Source organism: Pseudomonas sp. H3_D04, assembly GCF_054669175.1.
The window spans coordinates 5697974-5715926 of record NZ_CP162801.1 but is presented as its reverse complement, the minus strand read 5'-3'; the positions used below and the strand labels follow the sequence as shown (position 1 = coordinate 5715926).

Here is a 17953-nt window from a genome sequence, read left to right as displayed (position 1 = left end):
CTGGAGCTCCGCTATGCGCAAATTGATGCTGACGGGAGGCTTGTTGATGCTGACCGGCTGTGCTGGTTTCGGTTTACCTCACCATGATCCGTCGCAAGCATGGATCGAACTGGACTCACAGCAAGAAGACACCGCCCTGCAAGCGCTGGAAGTCGATGACAAAGCCTCTACCGACAAGCGATATTTCGAGGTGCATCCGGGCCGTCATGAGCTGACGGTGCGCTACCAGTTTGCGGTCCAGCCCACCAACATAGGCCCCGACGCCGAGCCGCTGTGGCGTGACTGCCAGTTAAACGTGAAATTCAACGACTTCAATGCCGGTGAGCGATATCAGCTGCAAGCGGGGAATATCGGCTTCCGGCCATGGGCAAAGCTCTATGACCAGCAACGAAAAGTGATTGGCCAAGGCACGCCGGCTGGCTGCCAAAGCAGCTGATCGGCGCTATGCTGAATGACCATCCTTTGGGACATTCATCATGCGCAGATTGATGCTGTTGCTCGCGGCAGGCGTGGTTGCCGGCTGCCAGAGTCCGTTACCGGCGGTAAATCCGCAGATGGCCTGGATCGACTTCTCGACGCCATTCCCCAACGACAGGTTGCTGATGGCAGAGCGACTGGACAAACAGCGATTGCGTGACGGGCGTTTTTTCCAGGTGACGCCCGGCAGCCATGAGCTGGTCGTCAGGTTCGACTTTGAGGTGCCCGGTGGTGGGGGCATGAACATGATGAACACCCCCACGGAACGGCTGTGCTACCTGACCGTCAACTACGATCATTTCGAAGCCGGCCAGCGTTATGTGCTGGAAGGCCGTTCGATCGCCTTCACCCCAAGCGCCCGATTGTTCAATGCAAAGCGGGAGATCGTCGCTGAAGATCGGCAGACCTATTGCGTCCCGTGAGGTGAATCAGCGGTCGTTTTTCTGGTAGATGATTTTCTTTGTGCCGTTTTCGCAGCTGCCGACGACCATGTTCTGATCGTGGACTTCGTCATTGGTGACGATTTCCAGGGTGTAGGACGAGACGTTATTGGCCTGGATCTTGGCCTCGATCTCGGCCTTGAGTTCTTCACAGGATTTCGGTGCCGCCAGGGCCGAAGTGGCCAGCGTGCAACCGATAATCGCCAAGGCAAAACGTTTCATGGTTGAAGCTCCCTTGAGGCCGCGCGCAGTTTTTGCGCTTGAGCGGCTGTCATTTATTCGACCACAGTTTTGCAAAGCGAGTTCTGACACCGCTCACAAAGCGCAGCTTTATCGTTGGAATTGTGTTGTTTACAAGTTCGCCTTCGCGAGCGGGTCGGGTCGCGAAGGCGTCAGTACATTCAGCGCCTGATCATCAGCTGACCAACGTCGCATCCAGGCTGATTTTCGCATTCAGCACTTTGGACACCGGGCAGCCTTCTTTGGCCTTGTTGCTCAGCTCCTCGAACTGCGCCTGAGTCGCCCCGGGGATTTTCGCCTTGAGGATCAATTTCACCGCAGTGATCGCAAAACCACCGTCGACTTGATCCAGGGTCACTTCAGCATTGGTATCGATGCTGTCAGCCTTGAGCCCGGCATCACCCAGGATCATCGAAAACGCCATCGAGAAACATCCCGCATGCGCCGCGCCGATCAGCTCTTCCGGATTGGTGCCTTTGCCGCCTTCGAAACGAGCCTTGAAGCCGTAGGGCGCTTCTCTGAGTACACCGGTTTCAGTAGAGATCGAGCCGATGCCGGTTTTCAGATCGCCTTCCCAATGAGCCGATGCTTTCTTCGTAATAGCCATGTCTGCCTCCTCAAGATCCGGTGCGAGCGTCGCACCTTCGTGGTTTTCGGTTGCTAGGGTTCTGAGGGTAGACGGTTGTGCAAAGTTCACCTCATCTCATAAAGTCCTACTGCTTTCGTAGGATTTTTTGGCCTGGCTATTGAATCTCGGGTATATGCCCTCATTGCATGAAGCACGCTTATAGATTCGGCAGGTTTTCGTTCGCAAGAAAAACCTGCGCCCACCATTGGAGAAGCAGGCTTATGAAACGACTGTCCGATATCAAGTTTTCGACCCTTGATCTGGTGCCCGTACGCGAGAACGGCAGCGCGGCCCAGTCGCTGCGTAATTCCCTGGACCTGGCGCAGCATGTCGAAAAATTAGGCTATACCCGCTTCTGGGTCGCCGAACACCACAACATGGACGGCATCGCCAGTTCGGCCACCTCGGTATTGCTCGGCTACCTGGCCGGTGGCACGTCGACCATTCGTGTCGGCTCCGGCGGCGTGATGCTGCCCAACCACGCGCCGCTGGTGATCGCGGAGCAATTCGGCACACTCGAAAGCCTGTATCCAGGTCGGATCGATCTGGGTTTGGGGCGCGCCCCCGGTTCCGATCAAATGACTGCACGCGCCCTGCGTCGCGAACGTTCCGGCAGCGCCGACGAGTTTCCGGAAGATGTTACGGAGCTGATGCGATATCTCGGCCCACGCACGCCTGACCAGCGAATCATCGCCATGCCGGGCACCGGCACCAATGTCCCTGTCTGGTTGCTGGGCTCCAGCCTGTTCAGTGCACAATTGGCCGGTGAGCGCGGTTTGCCCTACGCCTTCGCCTCGCATTTCGCACCGCGCTTCATGCACGAGGCGATTCGCGTCTACCGTAATCACTTCAAGCCTTCGGCGGTGCTGGATAAGCCGTATGTGATGCTCGGTGTGCCGCTGGTCGCCGCTGACACGGACGAGCAGGCGGATTACCTGGCGACATCGGTCTATCAGCGCATCCTGGCGTTGATGCGTGGCCAAAGCCTGGTGCAGCGTCCGCCGGTGAAAACCATGGATGGCCTGTGGCTGCCCCATGAGAAAGAAGCCGTCGGCGATTTCCTCGGTCTGGCGATGGTGGGCAGCCCGCAGAAGATCCGCGCCAAGCTTGAAGTGCTGATCGAGCAGACTCAGGCGGACGAGCTGATTTTCACCTGCGACCTTTACGAACATGCGGATCGGGTGCATTCCTATGAGCTGCTGGCGCAGGTCATGAAGGGCTGAGGCGCCGACGCCGCCACACAAAAAAGCCGACGCATTGCGTCGGCTTTTTGATTTGTAAGGGACATCAGTCTTTCTTGTAGACGATTGCCTTGGTGCCCTTTTCACAGGTACCGACGACTGTTCCGCCGGCCTCAGCGCCTTTATCGACGATTTCCAGTGAATAGCCGGCAACGCCCTTGACATCCAGTTTTGCTGCGATTTCGGCTTTCAGCTCTTCGCACGATTTGCCGTCAGCAAAGGCTGTTCCTGCAAGGCTCAACAAACCTACCGCTAAAATAAAATACTTCATCTGTCGCATTCCCTGGTCGGATCAAAGGGAGCATCCAGCCATCAGCCGGAGGCACTCATGTAGCGCTTTGCCATTTCCCTATGGCATTCGGCCAGCGCGCAAGTTCAGGAGACTAGCTCAAACTCAGCTGCTGGCAATCCGGAACCCGACTTTGAGCGTCACCTGAAAGTGAGCGGCCTTGCCATCCTTGATGTGCCCGCGGGTTTCGGTCACTTCAAACCATTCCAGGTGCTTGATGCTCTTATTGGCTTCGGCCAGCGCGTTATTGATGGCGTCCTCAATGCTGCTGGTGGACGAGCCAACCAATTCGACTTTCTTGTAGGTGTGATGGTCAGTCATGGCGTTCTCCTTGGGTGTGAAATACAGCCTAGCAGTGATTTTTCGTATTACTTCTGTCGGCTAATGCCATGCAGAAGTTCAGATTTACTGCACTTTCTCGAACCGTTGAAGTCCCAACCAACACACGCTACTCATCATCAATGAAGGAGAGCCACCATGGCCAACACCTCTTTACGTAAAGCCTCATTGCAAAGCATGGAAGCCGAGATCGAGAGTCTGCTGAAATCTTTGGAAAATCTGAAAGACGACGCCTCGGACGAGTCGCGTAAAACCCTCAAAGCGCTGAAAGGCAACGCCGAGAACGCGCTGAAACATTCGCGCCATCTGCTCAGCGATGCGTATGAAGAAGTCAAAGTCAAAACCCGCGAAACCGGGATTGCCACTCGGGACTACGCCCAGGAACACCCTTGGACTACTGCGGGCGTCGCTGTCGGCGCACTGGGTCTGCTTGCGGCTTATCTGCTGTTCAAGCGCGGCGACTGATCGGTTTGGTGCAGCTCGGCCTTGAGCCACTGCGCCAACTGTCGAGCGCGCCCGTCCGCGGCGCGCTTGGGTAGCCACAAGGCCAGTTGCGCCGGGGTTTCACTGAATCCCCAGGGCGCAACCAGGCGACCGGCCTTCAAGTCCTCAGCCACCAGCGGCTCAGGCGCAATCGCCACCCCCAGCCCCGCTACGGCTGCTTCCAGCAAATAATACAAATGCTCGAAACTTTGACCGTACTTCAACGCCTTGGCGTCGAGGCCACTTTGCTGTGCCCAGCTCGGCCAAGCCTGTGGGCGCGAGGTGGTGTGCAGCAAGGGTTCGTTCAATAACGCTGTGGCCTGCGCAGCTTGCAGCCTTTCATAACCCGCGAAACGCGGGCTCATCACCGGGCCGATTCGTTCGCTGGCCAACTCATAGACTTGCATGTCCGCCGGCCATGGCGGCTCGGCAAACACCAGCAGGGCATCGAGCCCCGGCCGTCGCGGATCGAGATCGCCTTCCCCGGCCGACAGGTGCAGGCGCAGGTCGGGCAAGTCCGCATTCAGTCGTCCCAGGCGTGGAATAAACCAGCGCGCCAACAAACTGCCCGAGCAACCCAAAACAAATGGAGCGTCAGCGGTGCTTTGGGTCAGCTCTGCGCAAACCGTGCGTAGACGTTCAAAGGCCTCACCGCTGGCATCGCGCAAACGCACGCCGGCATCTGTGAGTTTCAGGCCGCGTCCATCCTTGATGAACAGGCTCACACCAAGGTGTTCTTCGAGCACCTTGAGTTGTCGGCTGACCGCGCCATGAGTGACGTGCAGCTGTTCGGCAGCCTGACTGACGCTGTTCAGCCGTGCCGTGGCTTCAAAGGCGCGAAGGGCGTTGAGCGGGGGAAGGTCGTGGCTCATGGGATCTGTGAGTTTTCCTGACAGGTTGTGGCGATCTTATCGGTTTTCAGGCTGGGACGTCAGGGGTAGAGTGACCGTCATTGTCATCTCACGAATCCCACTGGAGCGAACCATGACCCAGACAAATCTGCGCAACGGCCCCGACGCCAACGGCCTGTTTGGCTCGTTCGGCGGCCGTTACGTCGCTGAAACCTTGATGCCGTTGGTGCTCGACCTGGCCCGTGAATACGAATTGGCCAAGGAAGATCCAGCATTCAAAGAAGAATTGGCCTACTTCCAACGGGACTACGTCGGACGTCCAAGCCCGCTGTACTACGCCGAACGCCTGACCGAATTCTGCGGCGGCGCAAAGATTTATCTGAAACGCGAAGAGCTGAACCACACCGGCGCGCACAAGATCAACAACTGCATCGGCCAGATCCTGCTGGCGCGGCGCATGGGCAAGAAACGCATCATTGCCGAGACCGGCGCCGGCATGCACGGCGTGGCGACGGCGACCGTGGCTGCACGTTTCGGCCTGGATTGCGTGATCTACATGGGCACCACCGACATCGAACGTCAGCAGGCCAACGTGTTCCGCATGAAGCTGCTGGGCGCCGAAGTGATCCCGGTGGTCGCCGGGACTGGCACCCTGAAAGACGCGATGAACGAAGCGTTGCGTGACTGGGTGACCAATGTCGACAGCACCTTCTACCTCATCGGCACCGTGGCCGGCCCGCACCCTTATCCAGCGATGGTTCGCGACTTCCAGTCTGTTATCGGCAAAGAAACCCGTACTCAACTGCAAGCCCAGGAAGGTCGTCTGCCGGACAGCCTGGTGGCGTGCATCGGTGGCGGTTCCAACGCCATGGGCCTGTTTCACCCGTTCCTCGATGACAAAAGCGTCGAAATCATTGGCGTGGAAGCCGCCGGTTACGGCATTGAAACCGGTAAGCATGCCGCCAGCCTGAACGGCGGTGTTCCGGGTGTGCTGCACGGCAACCGTACTTTCCTGTTGCAGGACGACGATGGCCAGATCATCGACGCCCACTCGATCTCGGCCGGCCTCGACTATCCAGGCATCGGCCCGGAACACGCTTGGTTGCATGACATCGGCCGCGTTCAGTACACCTCGGTGACCGACGACGAAGCCCTCGATGCGTTTCACAAATGCTGCCGCCTGGAAGGGATTATTCCTGCACTGGAAAGCGCCCACGCCTTGGCCGAAGTGTTCAAGCGCGCACCGACCCTGCCCAAAGATCACCTGATGGTGGTCAACCTGTCCGGTCGTGGCGACAAAGACATGCAAACCGTGATGCACCACATGGAACAATCGAAGCAGGAGAAACACTGATGAGCCGCCTGCAAACTCGCTTTGCCGAACTCAAGGAACAGAATCGCGCCGCCCTGGTGACCTTCGTCACCGCTGGCGACCCGAGCTATGACACGTCCCTGGCGATCCTCAAAGGCTTGCCCGGTGCGGGTGCCGATGTGATCGAGTTGGGCATGCCTTTCACCGATCCAATGGCCGATGGCCCGGCCATCCAGTTGGCCAACATCCGCGCCCTTGGCGCCAAGCAGAACCTGGCGAAAACCCTGCAAATGGTTCGCGAGTTCCGTGAAGGCAATACCGAGACGCCGCTGGTGCTGATGGGGTATTTCAACCCGATCCACATGTACGGCGTGCCGCGCTTCATCGCCGACGCCAAGGAGGCCGGTGTTGATGGTTTGATCGTGGTCGACCTGCCGCCGGAGCATAACGGTGAGCTGTGCGAGCCGGCGCAGGCCGCCGGACTGGATTTCATCCGCCTGACCACGCCGACAACCGACGATGTGCGCCTGCCGACCGTTCTGAACGGCAGCTCTGGCTTCGTCTACTACGTGTCGGTTGCCGGTGTGACCGGGGCGGGCGCGGCGACGCTGGAACACGTTGAAGAAGCGGTTGCTCGTCTGCGTCGCCACACCGACCTGCCGATCAGTATCGGTTTCGGCATTCGCACACCGGAGCAAGCGGCGTCCATCGCGCGTCTGGCCGATGGTGTGGTGGTAGGGTCGGCATTGATCGACCACATCGCCAATGCCTCAACGCCGGCGCAGGCGGTTGATGGCGTGCTGAGCCTTTGCTCGGCGTTGGCTGAAGGCGTGCGTAAGGCCCGCGTCAGCTGAAGGTAAAGTTCCTGATACAGAGGAATTAGAGCCTCGCGGCACAGACTAAACAGCAAGACCGAGGGCTTCAGGACTACGTTCTGAAGCCCTTTTTGCTGTGTGTGCAGTGAGGAAAGACCTGATGAAAATGCCGAAACGTCTGATTGCCGGCCTGGGCGTGCTGATGCTCAGTGCCACGCCGCTGCTGCATGCGAGCGCCGATCAGCGCGACGATCACGACCGCGGCGGCCCGCCGCAGGGCCATTACGATAACCGTGGTGACAACCATGGCGATGACCACCGTGGCCCGCAGGACAATCATCGCGGCGGCCCTCCGCCACGGGACTTCGGCCCGGTGCGCCAGACTATTCACGATAACCACGGCTATTTTGTACGCGGGGCACCCCCTCCTCCAGGTGTTCATCTGGTGCGTGGTCGACCATTGCCTCACGGCTATTACGGTGAGCGTCTGGATAATCGTGCCTTGGGGCGGCTGCCGCATTACCCGGGCTACGAATGGCGCCGTGCAGGGGGCGACATTGTGCTGATCGCCGTGGGCACCGGGATCGTCTATGAAATTCTGGAAGGGGTGCTTTGATTTAACGTGCAGGCAAAAAGAAGGCGTCATGGATCATCCACGACGCCTTCTTGCTTATGGCAACTCCAGCCCGCCTGCTGCTTTATGCAATTTGCGCAAATGTTCGCCAACCAGTTTCAGGTTGGCTTCATTGGCGGCCATCTCCGCTGCCCGGCCTGGTTCGAGCAGCGCTCTGACTTCCTTGTCCAGATCGCCGGTCAGCAGTTGAAGCTGCTTCTGCCGCAGGTTGCTTTCCGATTCCAGGCGCTGCCATTCATTCGGTTGAGGCAATCCGTAACCGCCGGTGCCGAGCAGCTCTGCGGGACGACTGAGGAAGCCGCTATTAGCGAGAATTTGCTGCAAGGTCGCGTTTGCCTTGTCCATACCGCCGTTCTTCAATTCCCGTGCGCCCAGATAACGCTGCTTCACTTCATCCTGGGCCAGCACCAGTTGTTGACGGAAGCTTGCCTGCTCCAGCAACAGCAATGCCGCGCTGGTGCGCAAGTCAGCCTGCTCAAACCATTGCCGGCGCTCGTCAGCTTTTAATGCCAGCCAGTCTTCGACTTTTTCCTGCTTGATCGGCAAGTGCTTTTTCAGCACTTCGAACATCGCTTGGTAACGATCACGGAAGGAGTCGAAGCGGTAACCCAGGCGCAACGCTTCGCGTGGGTCATCCAGCACGCTGGTATTCGCCAGTCCGCGGCCCTTCATCACTTCCAGCAAGCCGTTGGGCATGATGCTGTCGAGCCCGACCAGTTTCGCGTTGTTGCTGCCGCTGCGCAGCAACTTCAAGCCTTCCACCGCGCAGTTGTTGGAGAGGAAATAATAGTTGCCGTCGTAACTCCAATGCATCTCGGCGGCGTGTTCCACCACGTCTTCAATTTCGTTGCGCGACAAGTTCAGCGGTACCGAGGCCAGGCTGCGCAGTTCAGTCTTGGTGTATTCGTCGATCACTTGGGCCAACGGCAGTACAAACAGGCGCGAGGGGTATTTACCCACCAGCCCATCCCAGCTCGAGAGCTGCACGTCGCCGACGAAGGCGCGGTAGGACAAGACCAGGTGCTGGTCGAGATCCAGTCGGCAATCTGGCCCGCGAGGCCGACCCGGCGCGCAGATCACCAGGCGCAACATGCTGTGCCCCCAGCGACTGACCCAGTTCTGGTTGGCTTCGGCCAGCAGATAGTCGACGGCGTACACCCGTTCCGGATCGACTTGGCCCAGCGGTTGTTTAGCAAAGTCGTTGCCGGCATTGAGGAAGGCAAAGGATTTGCTGCACGGGTCCTTGGCGGCGGGAGCCCAGCCGAAATGTTCTTTGTAGTAGCGATACAGCGCGGGGCGACGGCAGGCATAGCTCGGGTCGAGGAGGAAATACTCCATGTTGACCGCGACAAACTCTTTGGGACTGCTCGTTTCGTAGATGTCCGGGCTGCGGGCGATCTGCCGGTTGTGCTGCTCGCGCTCGCCACGGCGACCGACGTATTGCGGCCAACCGGCCAGGTCGAGCAAGCGCGGATCATCGCTCAGGGTAAAGCGGCGGTCGGATTGACCACGGCATTCATCCGGGATGCCGATCAGGCCGGAACTGTTGTTGCGCCGGGTACAGCGCTGGATCAGCGTACGTTCCGCGTCCGGCCACAGGCGCGAACGGTCGTAAATATGGGTGAGTTCATGCAACACCGTTGCGAGCATTTCGCGGCGGACGGTGACGTGGGGGCGATAGGTTTTTTTGGTGGCAGCGCTGCCGTCCGTGAGGCTGGCGAGCAGGTTGCGGTTCAGGTCGAGTTCGGACACCAGCGAAGCCTGGCCATAGGCATTGCTCGGCATGTCGTCGGTCCAGCCAACATCAATGCGCCGGTCCAGTTTTTCGATAAAACGTGGCGGCAAGGCCTGCATGGCTTCATCGAGCAACGCCTGACTGGCTTGCTGTTGTTCGGCGCTCAGACCCTCGGTCTTGAGTCGTAATTGCAAGCCAGCCTGGGCCGTGTTGCACAGCAGCAACATCAGCCCGGCCAGCAGCCAGGCGTTTGGCGACCTCACAGTGCGAGGATGGCTTCGGCGAGCACCTGATCACTGGCGTCCCGGGCTTCCGGCACACGGGTGCGCAATGTACTGAAGGCGGCCTCCAGATGCGCACCACGAATATCCCCATCGCTGGCGACGAAACTCGCGGCATCATCGTGGGCTTCGCGAATAATTTTCGAGTCGCGAATGGACGTCGTGGTATCGGAAGTGAAATCAAGTGTGCGTTGGGTGGCATTGATGAGGATGTTGCTGGTGGCAACCAAGGTGTGCGCCTGGGTCACATCGGCCAATAAAAGCAGGCCAAGGGCAACAGCAATCAGAGGGCTACGCATGGAACGACTCCGCAAGGACAAAGGATAACTATTGGACGAGAATTGCCTGCGCCAGTTCAAGGTCGCTTGCATGAAGTTTTGGCTGGCTGCGGCGCAAGTAAATCAACGCGGATTCCAGTTGCGCTCCGCGTAGTTGGCCGTCACTGGCAATGAACGCCGCAGCGTCATCGTGTGCGGCGATCAGCAGCTTACGGTCGAAGGGGGCGGCGGTCACCATGCTGGTGGCGTAACCCGTGACGACGATGCCTTGGGTCGACAAGTTGAACGCGTCGAAGGCATAGGTCGGGGCCGACCAGCAGGCCGCGAGAAATACTGAAATGAAAAGCTGCTTTGAAAGAAGACGCATGAGACTCGTTTGTCGAAAGCGAGTCCAAAGGCTAGCGCAATCCCCGGGCTAGAGCCAGTGCCGAAACATTGGGACACGACAGGCGTGTCCCATGTGACAGCGTTGCTTAGATCGTCAGGATGGCCTGTGCCAGCTGTGCATCAGTGGCGTTTAGCTGAGGAGCCTGGTGGCGGATGTGGTCAAGTGCGCTTTCCAGTTTCACGCCACGAATGGCGCCTTCGCTGGCGACGAAGCTGGCGGCGTCGTCACGGGCAGCGCGCACGATCTTGTCATCGCGAAAGGAGGAAGTGACATCGGAGGTTGCATCGGAACTGGACTTAAGTGCGCCTACGACGGCATCCGTGGTCACGATAAAGCTGGTCGCGTGGGAATTGGCAGCCACGGCAAGCAGGGCTGCAGCGCTGAGCAGACGAAGACGGGACATGGTGTAACTCCTTTGGATAACCGATTGAGAGGTGTTGAGGTAGCTGTTGAGTCAGACGCCTGTCGAACAGCGCTCGCCACGTTCTGGCTTGATATTAGGCCTGCTTTTATCGGTTCGAACAGTCCCTTCTGTTAAAGCAGCGGCCTAGCGCCAGAACGGTTTATCCAATTCATTAATCCGATCCGCGTGGCTGATGCCTAGGTCCGAGAGTTGCTGATCATTGAGCTGGCCCAGCAAACGCCGGGTTCTGGCTCTCTCAAGGGCGGCGGCGAGCGACTGCAGCAATCGTTTAAGTCTGTGGAGTCGAGGCTTCTTTAGAAGTGCGGGGGCAGAAACATTCAGTAAGTTATCCATGGCGCGAAGTCCTTTTGCCGGAGAGTCAGGACTTCATGTTGAGCGCAGCGACACTGGGCCTACAGATACACTGTCGTAAAATTGTACTGGTGCAATATGATAAATATTAAAACTGTACTCATTGTCGGCTAACCCTTTTGTACGGCCGCCGACTAGGGCCGAAAACGACAAAGCCCGTCGTGGTTTCCCACGACGGGCTTTGTTTTTTCAATTTGGAGTGCTGGCGGTGGACCCGGTGGGTCAGAGCCAGCGACGCTAACTTAGCGCCAGAACGGCTTGCTCAGCTCTTCGTAGCGTTGTGCTTCGCTAATCCCGGCATCAGCCAGCAGACGCGAATCCAGACGAGCCAGTTGATGGCGGCTGGAGATGCGGCGCTGCCACAGCATCAGGTTGGCAATAACGCGAAGAGGCATGGAAGCCTGGGTTTTTGCAGCGGTATCTTCGAAGAACAGTTCGGAACTGAGTGTACGTTCCATGGTTGACATCCTTCCGCTTGTGGCGGGATTAGGTAGTGGTTTAACTGATGCCAATGATCCTCTCGTTTGGCTAGTCTCTGTAGATACAGTTCACCTGTATTGTGAGGGACCAGTTAACTGTTAATAGGGGGTGTACTGGTCGAAATTGAGGCAACTGTACCTGTCGGCACTATATTGGTGCGATTTTGATGTTTTCGCTTGAATGGGTAGGCAAATACGGTAGGAAATGACCAGTACAGCAGTACAGTTTTAAACAAAATCTAGTGTGGCCAAAGCCAGCTGACGCAACTGTGTTTGCGTCAGCTGTTTTTTTGCTGAATCAGACCGCCAGCATTCGTCCGGTTTCTTCCAGGTTGATGTGCCAGCGCAGGGCATCGCGCAGGATATGCGGGGTGTGCCCGCCCAATGCGCAGGCCGACGTAAAGTAGTCATCCAGCGCCTGGCGATAGTCCGGGTGCACACAGTTGTCGATGATCACCCGTGCTCGCTCCCGTGGTGCCAGGCCACGTAGGTCGGCCAGGCCAATCTCCGTCACCAGGATGTCGACGTCATGCTCGGTATGGTCGACGTGGCTGACCATCGGCACCACGCTGGAGATCGCGCCACCCTTGGCGATGGATTTGGTCACGAAGATTGCCAGGTGCGCGTTGCGCGCAAAGTCCCCGGAGCCGCCGATGCCATTCATCATGCGTGTGCCGCAGACATGGGTAGAGTTGACGTTGCCGTACAGGTCGAACTCCAGAGCGGTGTTGATGCCGATGATGCCCAGGCGCCGCACGACTTCCGGGTGGTTCGAGATTTCCTGTGGCCGTAGGACCAGTTTGTCCTTATAGCGCTCGAGGTTGCCAAAGACGTCGGCGTTGCGCCGGCTCGACAGGGTGATCGAACTGCCTGACGCAAAACTCAGCTTGCCGGCGTCGATCAGGTCGAAGGTCGAGTCCTGCAGCACCTCGGAATACATGGTCAGGTCCTCGAATGGCGAGTCGATCAGGCCGCACATTACCGAGTTGGCGATGGTGCCGATACCGGCCTGCAATGGGCCGAGTTTGTTGGTCATGCGCCCGGCAGCCACTTCTTGCTTGAAGAAGTCGATCAGGTGATCGGCAATGGCTTGGGTGTCGACGTCCGGCGGCAGGACAGTGGAGGGCGAGTCGGACTGGTTGGTGATCACGATCGCGACAATCTTTTCCGGCGGGATGGGGATGGCGGTGCTGCCAATGCGATCGTCAACCTTTACCAGCGGAATCGGTGTACGAGTCGGGCGATAGGTCGGGATATAGATGTCGTGTAGACCTTCGAGATTCGGGTTGTGCGCGAGGTTGATCTCGACGATCACCTGTTTGGCGAAAATCGCGAAGCTGGCCGAGTTGCCAACCGAGGTGGTCGGCACGATATGGCCCTGCTCGGTGATCGCCACGGCCTCAATCACGGCGATGTCCGGCAGCGTGAGTTGCTGGTTGCGCAATTGCTCCACAGTTTCCGAGAGATGCTGGTCAATGAACATCACTTCGCCGGCGTTAATCGCCTTGCGCAAAGTGCTATCAACCTGGAATGGCATGCGTCGCGACAGTACGCCGGCTTCGGTGAGCTGTTTATCGAGGTCATTGCCCAGACTGGCGCCGGTCATCAACGTGATTTTCAGCGGGGTGATTTTGGCGCGCTCGGCCAATGCGTGGGGGACGGCTTTGGCTTCGCCAGAGCGAGTGAAACCACTCATGCCGACGGTCATGCCGTCCTGAATCAGAGCGGCAGCGTCAGCGGCGCTCATCACCTTTTCCAACAACGAAGGCAAGCGAATACGATCACGGTACATGGATGGTTATCTCGGGCAACGGAAGCAAGGTGTGCAGTCTAGTGATTTGAAAAAAATCCGTCCCGCTACCATGGTCGAATGCAGAGGCCTGATTTAGAGCCTTTGGTCGGGTTTCACGGGGAATAAAAAAACCCCAGCCTACTAAAGGCTGAGGTTTTGGGTATTGCGTTGGAGCAGGTTTTACTCGACAGCTTTGACCATGTCTTCGATGACTTTCTTGGCGTCGCCGAAGACCATCATGGTTTTGTCGAGGTAGAACAGTTCGTTGTCCAGGCCGGCATAACCGCTGGCCATCGAGCGCTTGTTGACGATGATGGTCTTGGCCTTGAACGCCTCGAGAATCGGCATACCGGCAATCGGCGATTTCGGGTCGTTCTTCGCGGCCGGGTTGACCACGTCGTTGGCGCCGAGCACCAGCACTACGTCGGCCTGACCGAACTCGGAGTTGATGTCTTCCATCTCGAACACCTGGTCGTAAGGCACTTCGGCCTCGGCCAGCAGCACGTTCATGTGGCCAGGCATGCGACCGGCAACCGGGTGGATCGCGTACTTCACGGTCACACCGCGATGGGTCAGCTTCTCGGTCAACTCTTTAAGCGCATGTTGCGCCCGAGCGACCGCCAGGCCGTAACCCGGAACGATGATCACGGTGTCGGCGTTGGTCAGCAGGAAGGTCGCGTCGTCAGCCGAACCGGATTTAACCGGGCGGGCTTCTTTCGAACCGGCCGGGCCAGCCGCGTCTGCCGTATTGCCGAAACCACCGAGCAGTACATTAAAGAAGGAGCGGTTCATCGCCTTGCACATGATGTACGAGAGGATCGCACCGGACGAACCCACCAGCGAACCGGCGATGATCAGCATCGAGTTGTTCAGCGAGAAGCCGATCCCCGCGGCTGCCCAGCCGGAGTAGCTGTTAAGCATCGACACCACCACCGGCATGTCGGCCCCGCCGATCGGGATGATGATCAGCACACCCAGGACGAAGGCCAGGGCCAGCATCAACGCGAAGGCACTGAGGTTGCCGGTCAGCATGAAGGTGATGCCCAGCGCCAGAGTGGCCAGACCCAGCAAAAGGTTCAGCTTGTGCTGGCCGCCGAACTGTACCGGTGCGCCCTGGAACAGGCGGAACTTGTACTTGCCCGACAGCTTGCCGAAAGCGATCACAGAGCCGGAGAAGGTGATTGCACCGATGGCCGCACCCAGGAACAGTTCCAGACGGTTGCCCGCCGGAATTGCATCACCGAGCTGTTTGACGATGCCCAACGATTGCGGCTCAACGACCGCCGCGATCGCAATAAACACCGCAGCCATACCGATCATGCTGTGCATGAAAGCGACCAGTTCCGGCATCTTGGTCATTTCAACGCGCTTGGCCATGATCGACCCGGCAGTGCCGCCGACCAGCAGGCCGACGATGACGTAACCGATACCGGCGGTGGCCAGCTCAGCGCCCAGCTTATAGATGAGGCCTACGGTAGTGAGAATCGCCAGGCCCATGCCGAGCATGCCGAACAGGTTGCCACGGCGCGACGTGGTCGGGTGCGACAGGCCTTTGAGCGCCTGGATGAAGCAGATGGACGCAATCAAGTACAGCGTCGTTACGAGGTTCATGCTCATTACTTGGGCGCCTCTTCTTTTACTTTCGGGGCTTTTTTCTTGAACATCTCAAGCATTCTGCGGGTGACCAGGAAACCACCGAACACGTTTACCGCGGCCAGCGCCACGGCGAGGGTGCCCATGGTTTTGCCCAGTGGCGTCACGGTCAACGCGGCGGCCAGCATGGCGCCGACGATGACAATCGCCGAGATCGCGTTGGTCACCGCCATCAATGGCGTGTGCAGTGCAGGTGTAACGTTCCAGACCACGTGATAACCGACATAAATCGCCAGCACGAAGATGATCAGGTTGTAGATACCGGGGGAGATAAGCTCTTCCATCGTCTGAATCCCTGCTTAGGCGTTTTTGCGGATGACTTGGCCGTCGCGGCACATCAGGCACGCGGCGACGATGTCGTCTTCGAGGTTGATCTCGAACTGGCCTTCTTTGTTGAAGACCAGCTTCAGGAAGTCCAGCAGGTTGCGTGCGTACAGGGCCGAAGCGTCTGCCGCGACCGCGCCCGCCAGATTGGTCGGGCCGCAAATGGTCACGCCATTCTCGACCACGACCTGATCGGCCACGGTGAGCGGGCAGTTGCCGCCCTGGGCTGCGGCGAGGTCGATGACCACCGAGCCTGGCTTCATCTGCGCCACGGTTTCCGCGCTCAACAGCGTCGGCGCCTTGCGGCCCGGGATCAGTGCGGTGGTGATGACGATGTCAGCCTGCTTGGCGCGTTCGTGCACGGCCAGGGCCTGACGCTGCATCCAGCTGGCGGGCATTGGCCGGGCGTAACCGCCGACACCGACAGCGCATTCGCGCTCTTCATCGGTTTCATACGGTACGTCGACGAACTTGGCGCCGAGGGATTCGATCTGCTCTTTAACTGCAGGGCGCACGTCGGACGCTTCGATCACTGCCCCCAGGCGTTTCGCCGTGGCGATCGCCTGCAAACCTGCAACGCCGGCGCCCAGAATCAGCACGCGCGCCGCTTTCACGGTACCCGCAGCCGTCATCAGCATCGGCATGAAGCGCGGGTAGTGGTGAGCGGCCAGCAACACGGCTTTATAGCCGGCGATGTTCGCTTGGGAGGACAGCACATCCAGGCTTTGAGCGCGGGAGGTGCGCGGAGCCGCTTCCAGCGCGAACGCGGTAATGCCGCACTCGGCCAGCTTGGCAATGGTTTCATTGCTGAACGGGTTGAGCATGCCGACCACAACGGTGCCGCTTTTAATCAGCGTCAGCTCGCTGTCGCTGGGGGCGACCACCTTGAGAATCAGCTCGGCACCAAACGCGTCGTTGGCGCTGCCAATCGTTGCGCCTGCCGCTTCATAAGCACTGTCGACAACGCTGGCGTTAATGCCGGCGCCGCTTTGCACAGTGACCTTATGACCCTGGCCGATCAGCTTCTTGATGGTTTCCGGGGTTGCAGCAACCCGCGTTTCACCCGTCTGGGTTTCGAGAGGAACACCAATGTGCACGTCAAATCTCCTGCGTGATCTTATTGAGTAAACCCAGGCACTTCGGATGGTGCGGCTGGGGCGGCCGATCAGCACGATCCCGCCAAATCTGGGCGGGGCGCGGCATTTTGCAGGCGAACTTTGTGCCCTTCAAGGGATTATGACGGGTGACGGAAAATTAACTACAAGTCACCCCGTGACCGAATGTCGCAACCGACCGCCTCAATCCCTTGCAGGCCGTGCCTTGTAAGGATTTTGGCCGAATTTCAAGAATTTACACATCGGCACGGTGAATGAGGCGTCATTGCTGGTGAATGGAGGCTCAAAGCCACGTCGGCAGGCACTTGTGGGACGTTTGTACTGCTTGTCGGTACAGTCTGCGAATATGCGACAAAAACGTATATCTGTAGGGCTTTGGTTTTGTTGACTACGGGGTCAGCTAACGCCGGTAAGCCTTTACCCTTCTAGGCTGTAGCTTTGTGCTTGGGTGACCAGCCAATCGCGAAATGCCCGTAGAGACGCCGATTCGACCTTTCGCTCCGGAATCATCAGATAATAGGCCTTGATGCTCGACAGCGCCTGAGTGTTGGCTATCACCAGGCGCTTCTCCGTCAGTTCGCGTTGAATCAGGAATGGCGGAATCAGCGCGATCCCCATGTCGTGCATCGCCGCTTGGGCAAGCATGGAGAATAGCTCGTAGCGCGGTCCTGTCATGTCCCGTGGCACATTCAGGTGCTGAGAGTTGAACCACTGGCGCCAGGCATAAGGGCGCGTGGTCTGTTGCAGCAGGGGCATTTCGGCGATTTCATCGGGTGTCAGATTGGCTTTTTTGCGCAGTAGCGTAGGGCTGCACACCGGCATCGGATTTTCGCCCATTAGCCTGTGGGATTCGGTACCCGACCAATCCGCATCACCAAAGTAAATTGCGGCATCGAAGTCGGTATCGGCGAACAGGAAGGGGCGTGTTCGGTTGGTGAGGTTGACCGTCACTTCCGGGTGTTTGTGCTGGAAGTCTTTGAGGCGTGGCAGCAGCCATTGGGTGCCAAAGGTCGGTACGACGGCCAGCTCGATCACATTGGCGCCCTGTTGCCCCATCACGGACAAGGTGTCCCGCTCGACCGCGTCAAGCTGGGTTGCTACGCGGCGACTGTAGGAAAGTCCGGCTTCCGTCAGCTTCACTCCGCGCCGCGAGCGTCGGAAAAGTTCTACGCTGAGGAACTCCTCGAGGCTGGCGATCTGTCGGCAAATGGCGCCTTGAGTGAGCGAAAGCTCCTGCGCCGCTTTGGTAAAGCTCTCGTGGCGCGCTGCCGCTTCAAAGCTGATCAGGGCGGTGGTGCTAGGGATTTTCCGGCGCATGTACTCCAACCTCACTAATACATCGCATAAAGGCTATTTCGCGACGTTACGGAGTGAGAAATTAGCA

The 17953-nt window shown here is 58.5% G+C and carries 23 protein-coding genes; 7 read left to right on the top strand and 16 right to left on the bottom strand.

Annotated elements, in window-relative coordinates:
* Positions 1-13: 13 nt before the first annotated feature.
* Positions 14-436, top strand: a complete 423-nt coding sequence (locus AB4N91_RS26245) for a PA0061/PA0062 family lipoprotein (protein ID WP_077748817.1) — start codon at positions 14-16, stop codon at positions 434-436.
* Positions 437-476: 40 nt separating this feature from the next.
* Entirely contained in the window at positions 477-899 is a 423-nt protein-coding gene (locus AB4N91_RS26240; RefSeq protein ID WP_145306378.1) for a PA0061/PA0062 family lipoprotein, read from the top strand.
* Positions 900-905: 6 nt separating this feature from the next.
* Here AB4N91_RS26240 and AB4N91_RS26235 read toward each other — a convergent pair whose 3' ends face one another.
* Entirely contained in the window at positions 906-1139 is a 234-nt protein-coding gene (locus tag AB4N91_RS26235; RefSeq protein WP_010465702.1) for a DUF1161 domain-containing protein, read from the bottom strand.
* Between the two features lie 193 nt (positions 1140-1332).
* Positions 1333-1764 (bottom strand): OsmC family protein, encoded by a 432-nt coding sequence (locus AB4N91_RS26230; RefSeq protein ID WP_008152515.1) that lies wholly within the window; start codon positions 1762-1764, stop codon positions 1333-1335.
* A gap of 242 nt (positions 1765-2006) precedes the next feature.
* On the opposite strand from AB4N91_RS26230, the gene AB4N91_RS26225 reads away from it, so the two are divergent.
* Positions 2007-3008 (top strand): LLM class flavin-dependent oxidoreductase, encoded by a 1002-nt coding sequence (locus tag AB4N91_RS26225; protein ID WP_010465706.1) that lies wholly within the window; start codon positions 2007-2009, stop codon positions 3006-3008.
* A 64-nt stretch (positions 3009-3072) separates the two neighbouring features.
* Here AB4N91_RS26225 and AB4N91_RS26220 read toward each other — a convergent pair whose 3' ends face one another.
* Both AB4N91_RS26220 and AB4N91_RS26215 read right to left on the bottom strand, forming a co-directional pair.
* Complete coding sequence (locus AB4N91_RS26220) at positions 3073-3297, bottom strand: DUF1161 domain-containing protein (protein ID WP_010465708.1); 225 nt, start codon at positions 3295-3297, stop codon at positions 3073-3075.
* Positions 3298-3420: 123 nt separating this feature from the next.
* Positions 3421-3636 (bottom strand): dodecin, encoded by a 216-nt coding sequence (locus tag AB4N91_RS26215; protein ID WP_010465710.1) that lies wholly within the window; start codon positions 3634-3636, stop codon positions 3421-3423.
* Between the two features lie 156 nt (positions 3637-3792).
* On the opposite strand from AB4N91_RS26215, the gene AB4N91_RS26210 reads away from it, so the two are divergent.
* Positions 3793-4119 carry an ElaB/YgaM/YqjD family protein gene (locus AB4N91_RS26210; protein ID WP_010465712.1) on the top strand — a complete coding sequence of 109 codons (327 nt, stop codon included), beginning with the start codon at positions 3793-3795 and terminating at the stop codon, positions 4117-4119.
* Here AB4N91_RS26210 and AB4N91_RS26205 read toward each other — a convergent pair.
* Entirely contained in the window at positions 4092-5009 is a 918-nt protein-coding gene (locus AB4N91_RS26205) for a LysR family transcriptional regulator (protein WP_010465714.1), read from the bottom strand. The genes AB4N91_RS26210 and AB4N91_RS26205 overlap by 28 nt on opposite strands.
* Positions 5010-5121: 112 nt before the next feature.
* Here AB4N91_RS26205 and trpB point away from each other — a divergent pair, with 112 nt between their 5' ends.
* The 3 genes from trpB (at position 5122) to AB4N91_RS26190 (ending at position 7731) form a co-directional block, all read left to right on the top strand.
* A complete protein-coding gene (gene trpB, locus AB4N91_RS26200) occupies positions 5122-6342 on the top strand; it encodes a tryptophan synthase subunit beta (protein WP_010465716.1) in 1221 nt (406 codons plus the stop codon).
* Positions 6342-7154 carry a tryptophan synthase subunit alpha gene (gene trpA / locus AB4N91_RS26195; protein ID WP_010465718.1) on the top strand — a complete coding sequence of 271 codons (813 nt, stop codon included), beginning with the start codon at positions 6342-6344 and terminating at the stop codon, positions 7152-7154. The genes trpB and trpA overlap by 1 nt, the downstream gene beginning before the upstream one ends.
* A 121-nt stretch (positions 7155-7275) precedes the next feature.
* Complete coding sequence (locus AB4N91_RS26190) at positions 7276-7731, top strand: anti-virulence regulator CigR family protein (protein WP_077748816.1); 456 nt, start codon at positions 7276-7278, stop codon at positions 7729-7731.
* A 54-nt stretch (positions 7732-7785) separates the two neighbouring features.
* Here AB4N91_RS26190 and AB4N91_RS26185 read toward each other — a convergent pair whose 3' ends face one another.
* From AB4N91_RS26185 to AB4N91_RS26135, 11 genes are all read right to left on the bottom strand, one after another.
* Entirely contained in the window at positions 7786-9747 is a 1962-nt protein-coding gene (locus tag AB4N91_RS26185) for a DUF7844 domain-containing protein (RefSeq protein ID WP_154913642.1), read from the bottom strand.
* Positions 9744-10064 (bottom strand): DUF2388 domain-containing protein, encoded by a 321-nt coding sequence (locus tag AB4N91_RS26180; RefSeq protein WP_010465724.1) that lies wholly within the window; start codon positions 10062-10064, stop codon positions 9744-9746. Before AB4N91_RS26180 ends, AB4N91_RS26185 begins: the two co-directional genes overlap by 4 nt.
* Positions 10065-10092: 28 nt before the next feature.
* On the bottom strand, positions 10093-10410 hold the full coding sequence (locus AB4N91_RS26175; RefSeq protein ID WP_010465727.1) for a DUF2388 domain-containing protein: 318 nt from the start codon (positions 10408-10410) through the stop codon (positions 10093-10095).
* A 106-nt stretch (positions 10411-10516) separates the two neighbouring features.
* Complete coding sequence (locus tag AB4N91_RS26170) at positions 10517-10834, bottom strand: DUF2388 domain-containing protein (RefSeq protein WP_010465729.1); 318 nt, start codon at positions 10832-10834, stop codon at positions 10517-10519.
* A gap of 144 nt (positions 10835-10978) precedes the next feature.
* Entirely contained in the window at positions 10979-11188 is a 210-nt protein-coding gene (locus AB4N91_RS26165; RefSeq protein WP_010465731.1) for a DUF1127 domain-containing protein, read from the bottom strand.
* Positions 11189-11448: 260 nt separating this feature from the next.
* The gene (locus tag AB4N91_RS26160) at positions 11449-11601 is read right to left on the bottom strand and encodes a DUF1127 domain-containing protein (RefSeq protein WP_370694728.1); all 153 of its coding nucleotides are present in this window, start codon (positions 11599-11601) and stop codon (positions 11449-11451) included.
* Positions 11602-11983: 382 nt separating this feature from the next.
* A complete protein-coding gene (locus AB4N91_RS26155) occupies positions 11984-13477 on the bottom strand; it encodes an acetyl-CoA hydrolase/transferase family protein (RefSeq protein ID WP_460111894.1) in 1494 nt (497 codons plus the stop codon).
* Between the two features lie 180 nt (positions 13478-13657).
* Positions 13658-15094 (bottom strand): NAD(P)(+) transhydrogenase (Re/Si-specific) subunit beta, encoded by a 1437-nt coding sequence (locus AB4N91_RS26150; protein WP_010465736.1) that lies wholly within the window; start codon positions 15092-15094, stop codon positions 13658-13660.
* Positions 15094-15414, bottom strand: coding sequence for an NAD(P) transhydrogenase subunit alpha part 2 (locus tag AB4N91_RS26145; RefSeq protein ID WP_003187417.1), 321 nt, complete (start codon positions 15412-15414; stop codon positions 15094-15096). Before AB4N91_RS26145 ends, AB4N91_RS26150 begins: the two co-directional genes overlap by 1 nt.
* A gap of 15 nt (positions 15415-15429) precedes the next feature.
* Positions 15430-16551: a Re/Si-specific NAD(P)(+) transhydrogenase subunit alpha gene (locus tag AB4N91_RS26140; RefSeq protein WP_010465739.1), complete on the bottom strand. Its 1122-nt coding sequence runs from the start codon at positions 16549-16551 to the stop codon at positions 15430-15432.
* Positions 16552-16986: 435 nt separating this feature from the next.
* On the bottom strand, positions 16987-17886 hold the full coding sequence (locus AB4N91_RS26135) for a LysR family transcriptional regulator (protein WP_077748814.1): 900 nt from the start codon (positions 17884-17886) through the stop codon (positions 16987-16989).
* Positions 17887-17953: the final 67 nt, after the last annotated feature.

Excerpts from the sequence above, each read along its gene's own strand:
- AB4N91_RS26245 (WP_077748817.1), top strand. The coding sequence starts at position 14 with ATGCGCAAATTGATGCTGACGGGAGGCTTGTTGATGCTGACCGGCTGT.
- AB4N91_RS26240 (WP_145306378.1), top strand. The coding sequence starts at position 477 with ATGCGCAGATTGATGCTGTTGCTCGCGGCAGGCGTGGTTGCCGGCTGC.
- AB4N91_RS26235 (WP_010465702.1), bottom strand. The coding sequence starts at position 1,139 with ATGAAACGTTTTGCCTTGGCGATTATCGGTTGCACGCTGGCCACTTCG.
- AB4N91_RS26230 (WP_008152515.1), bottom strand. The coding sequence starts at position 1,764 with ATGGCTATTACGAAGAAAGCATCGGCTCATTGGGAAGGCGATCTGAAA.
- AB4N91_RS26225 (WP_010465706.1), top strand. The coding sequence starts at position 2,007 with ATGAAACGACTGTCCGATATCAAGTTTTCGACCCTTGATCTGGTGCCC.
- AB4N91_RS26220 (WP_010465708.1), bottom strand. The coding sequence starts at position 3,297 with ATGAAGTATTTTATTTTAGCGGTAGGTTTGTTGAGCCTTGCAGGAACA.
- AB4N91_RS26215 (WP_010465710.1), bottom strand. The coding sequence starts at position 3,636 with ATGACTGACCATCACACCTACAAGAAAGTCGAATTGGTTGGCTCGTCC.
- AB4N91_RS26210 (WP_010465712.1), top strand. The coding sequence starts at position 3,793 with ATGGCCAACACCTCTTTACGTAAAGCCTCATTGCAAAGCATGGAAGCC.
- AB4N91_RS26205 (WP_010465714.1), bottom strand. The coding sequence starts at position 5,009 with ATGAGCCACGACCTTCCCCCGCTCAACGCCCTTCGCGCCTTTGAAGCC.
- trpB (WP_010465716.1), top strand. The coding sequence starts at position 5,122 with ATGACCCAGACAAATCTGCGCAACGGCCCCGACGCCAACGGCCTGTTT.
- trpA (WP_010465718.1), top strand. The coding sequence starts at position 6,342 with ATGAGCCGCCTGCAAACTCGCTTTGCCGAACTCAAGGAACAGAATCGC.
- AB4N91_RS26190 (WP_077748816.1), top strand. The coding sequence starts at position 7,276 with ATGAAAATGCCGAAACGTCTGATTGCCGGCCTGGGCGTGCTGATGCTC.
- AB4N91_RS26180 (WP_010465724.1), bottom strand. The coding sequence starts at position 10,064 with ATGCGTAGCCCTCTGATTGCTGTTGCCCTTGGCCTGCTTTTATTGGCC.
- AB4N91_RS26175 (WP_010465727.1), bottom strand. The coding sequence starts at position 10,410 with ATGCGTCTTCTTTCAAAGCAGCTTTTCATTTCAGTATTTCTCGCGGCC.
- AB4N91_RS26170 (WP_010465729.1), bottom strand. The coding sequence starts at position 10,834 with ATGTCCCGTCTTCGTCTGCTCAGCGCTGCAGCCCTGCTTGCCGTGGCT.
- AB4N91_RS26165 (WP_010465731.1), bottom strand. The coding sequence starts at position 11,188 with ATGGATAACTTACTGAATGTTTCTGCCCCCGCACTTCTAAAGAAGCCT.
- AB4N91_RS26160 (WP_370694728.1), bottom strand. The coding sequence starts at position 11,601 with ATGCCTCTTCGCGTTATTGCCAACCTGATGCTGTGGCAGCGCCGCATC.
- AB4N91_RS26155 (WP_460111894.1), bottom strand. The coding sequence starts at position 13,477 with ATGTACCGTGATCGTATTCGCTTGCCTTCGTTGTTGGAAAAGGTGATG.
- AB4N91_RS26150 (WP_010465736.1), bottom strand. The coding sequence starts at position 15,094 with ATGAGCATGAACCTCGTAACGACGCTGTACTTGATTGCGTCCATCTGC.
- AB4N91_RS26145 (WP_003187417.1), bottom strand. The coding sequence starts at position 15,414 with ATGGAAGAGCTTATCTCCCCCGGTATCTACAACCTGATCATCTTCGTG.
- AB4N91_RS26135 (WP_077748814.1), bottom strand. The coding sequence starts at position 17,886 with ATGCGCCGGAAAATCCCTAGCACCACCGCCCTGATCAGCTTTGAAGCG.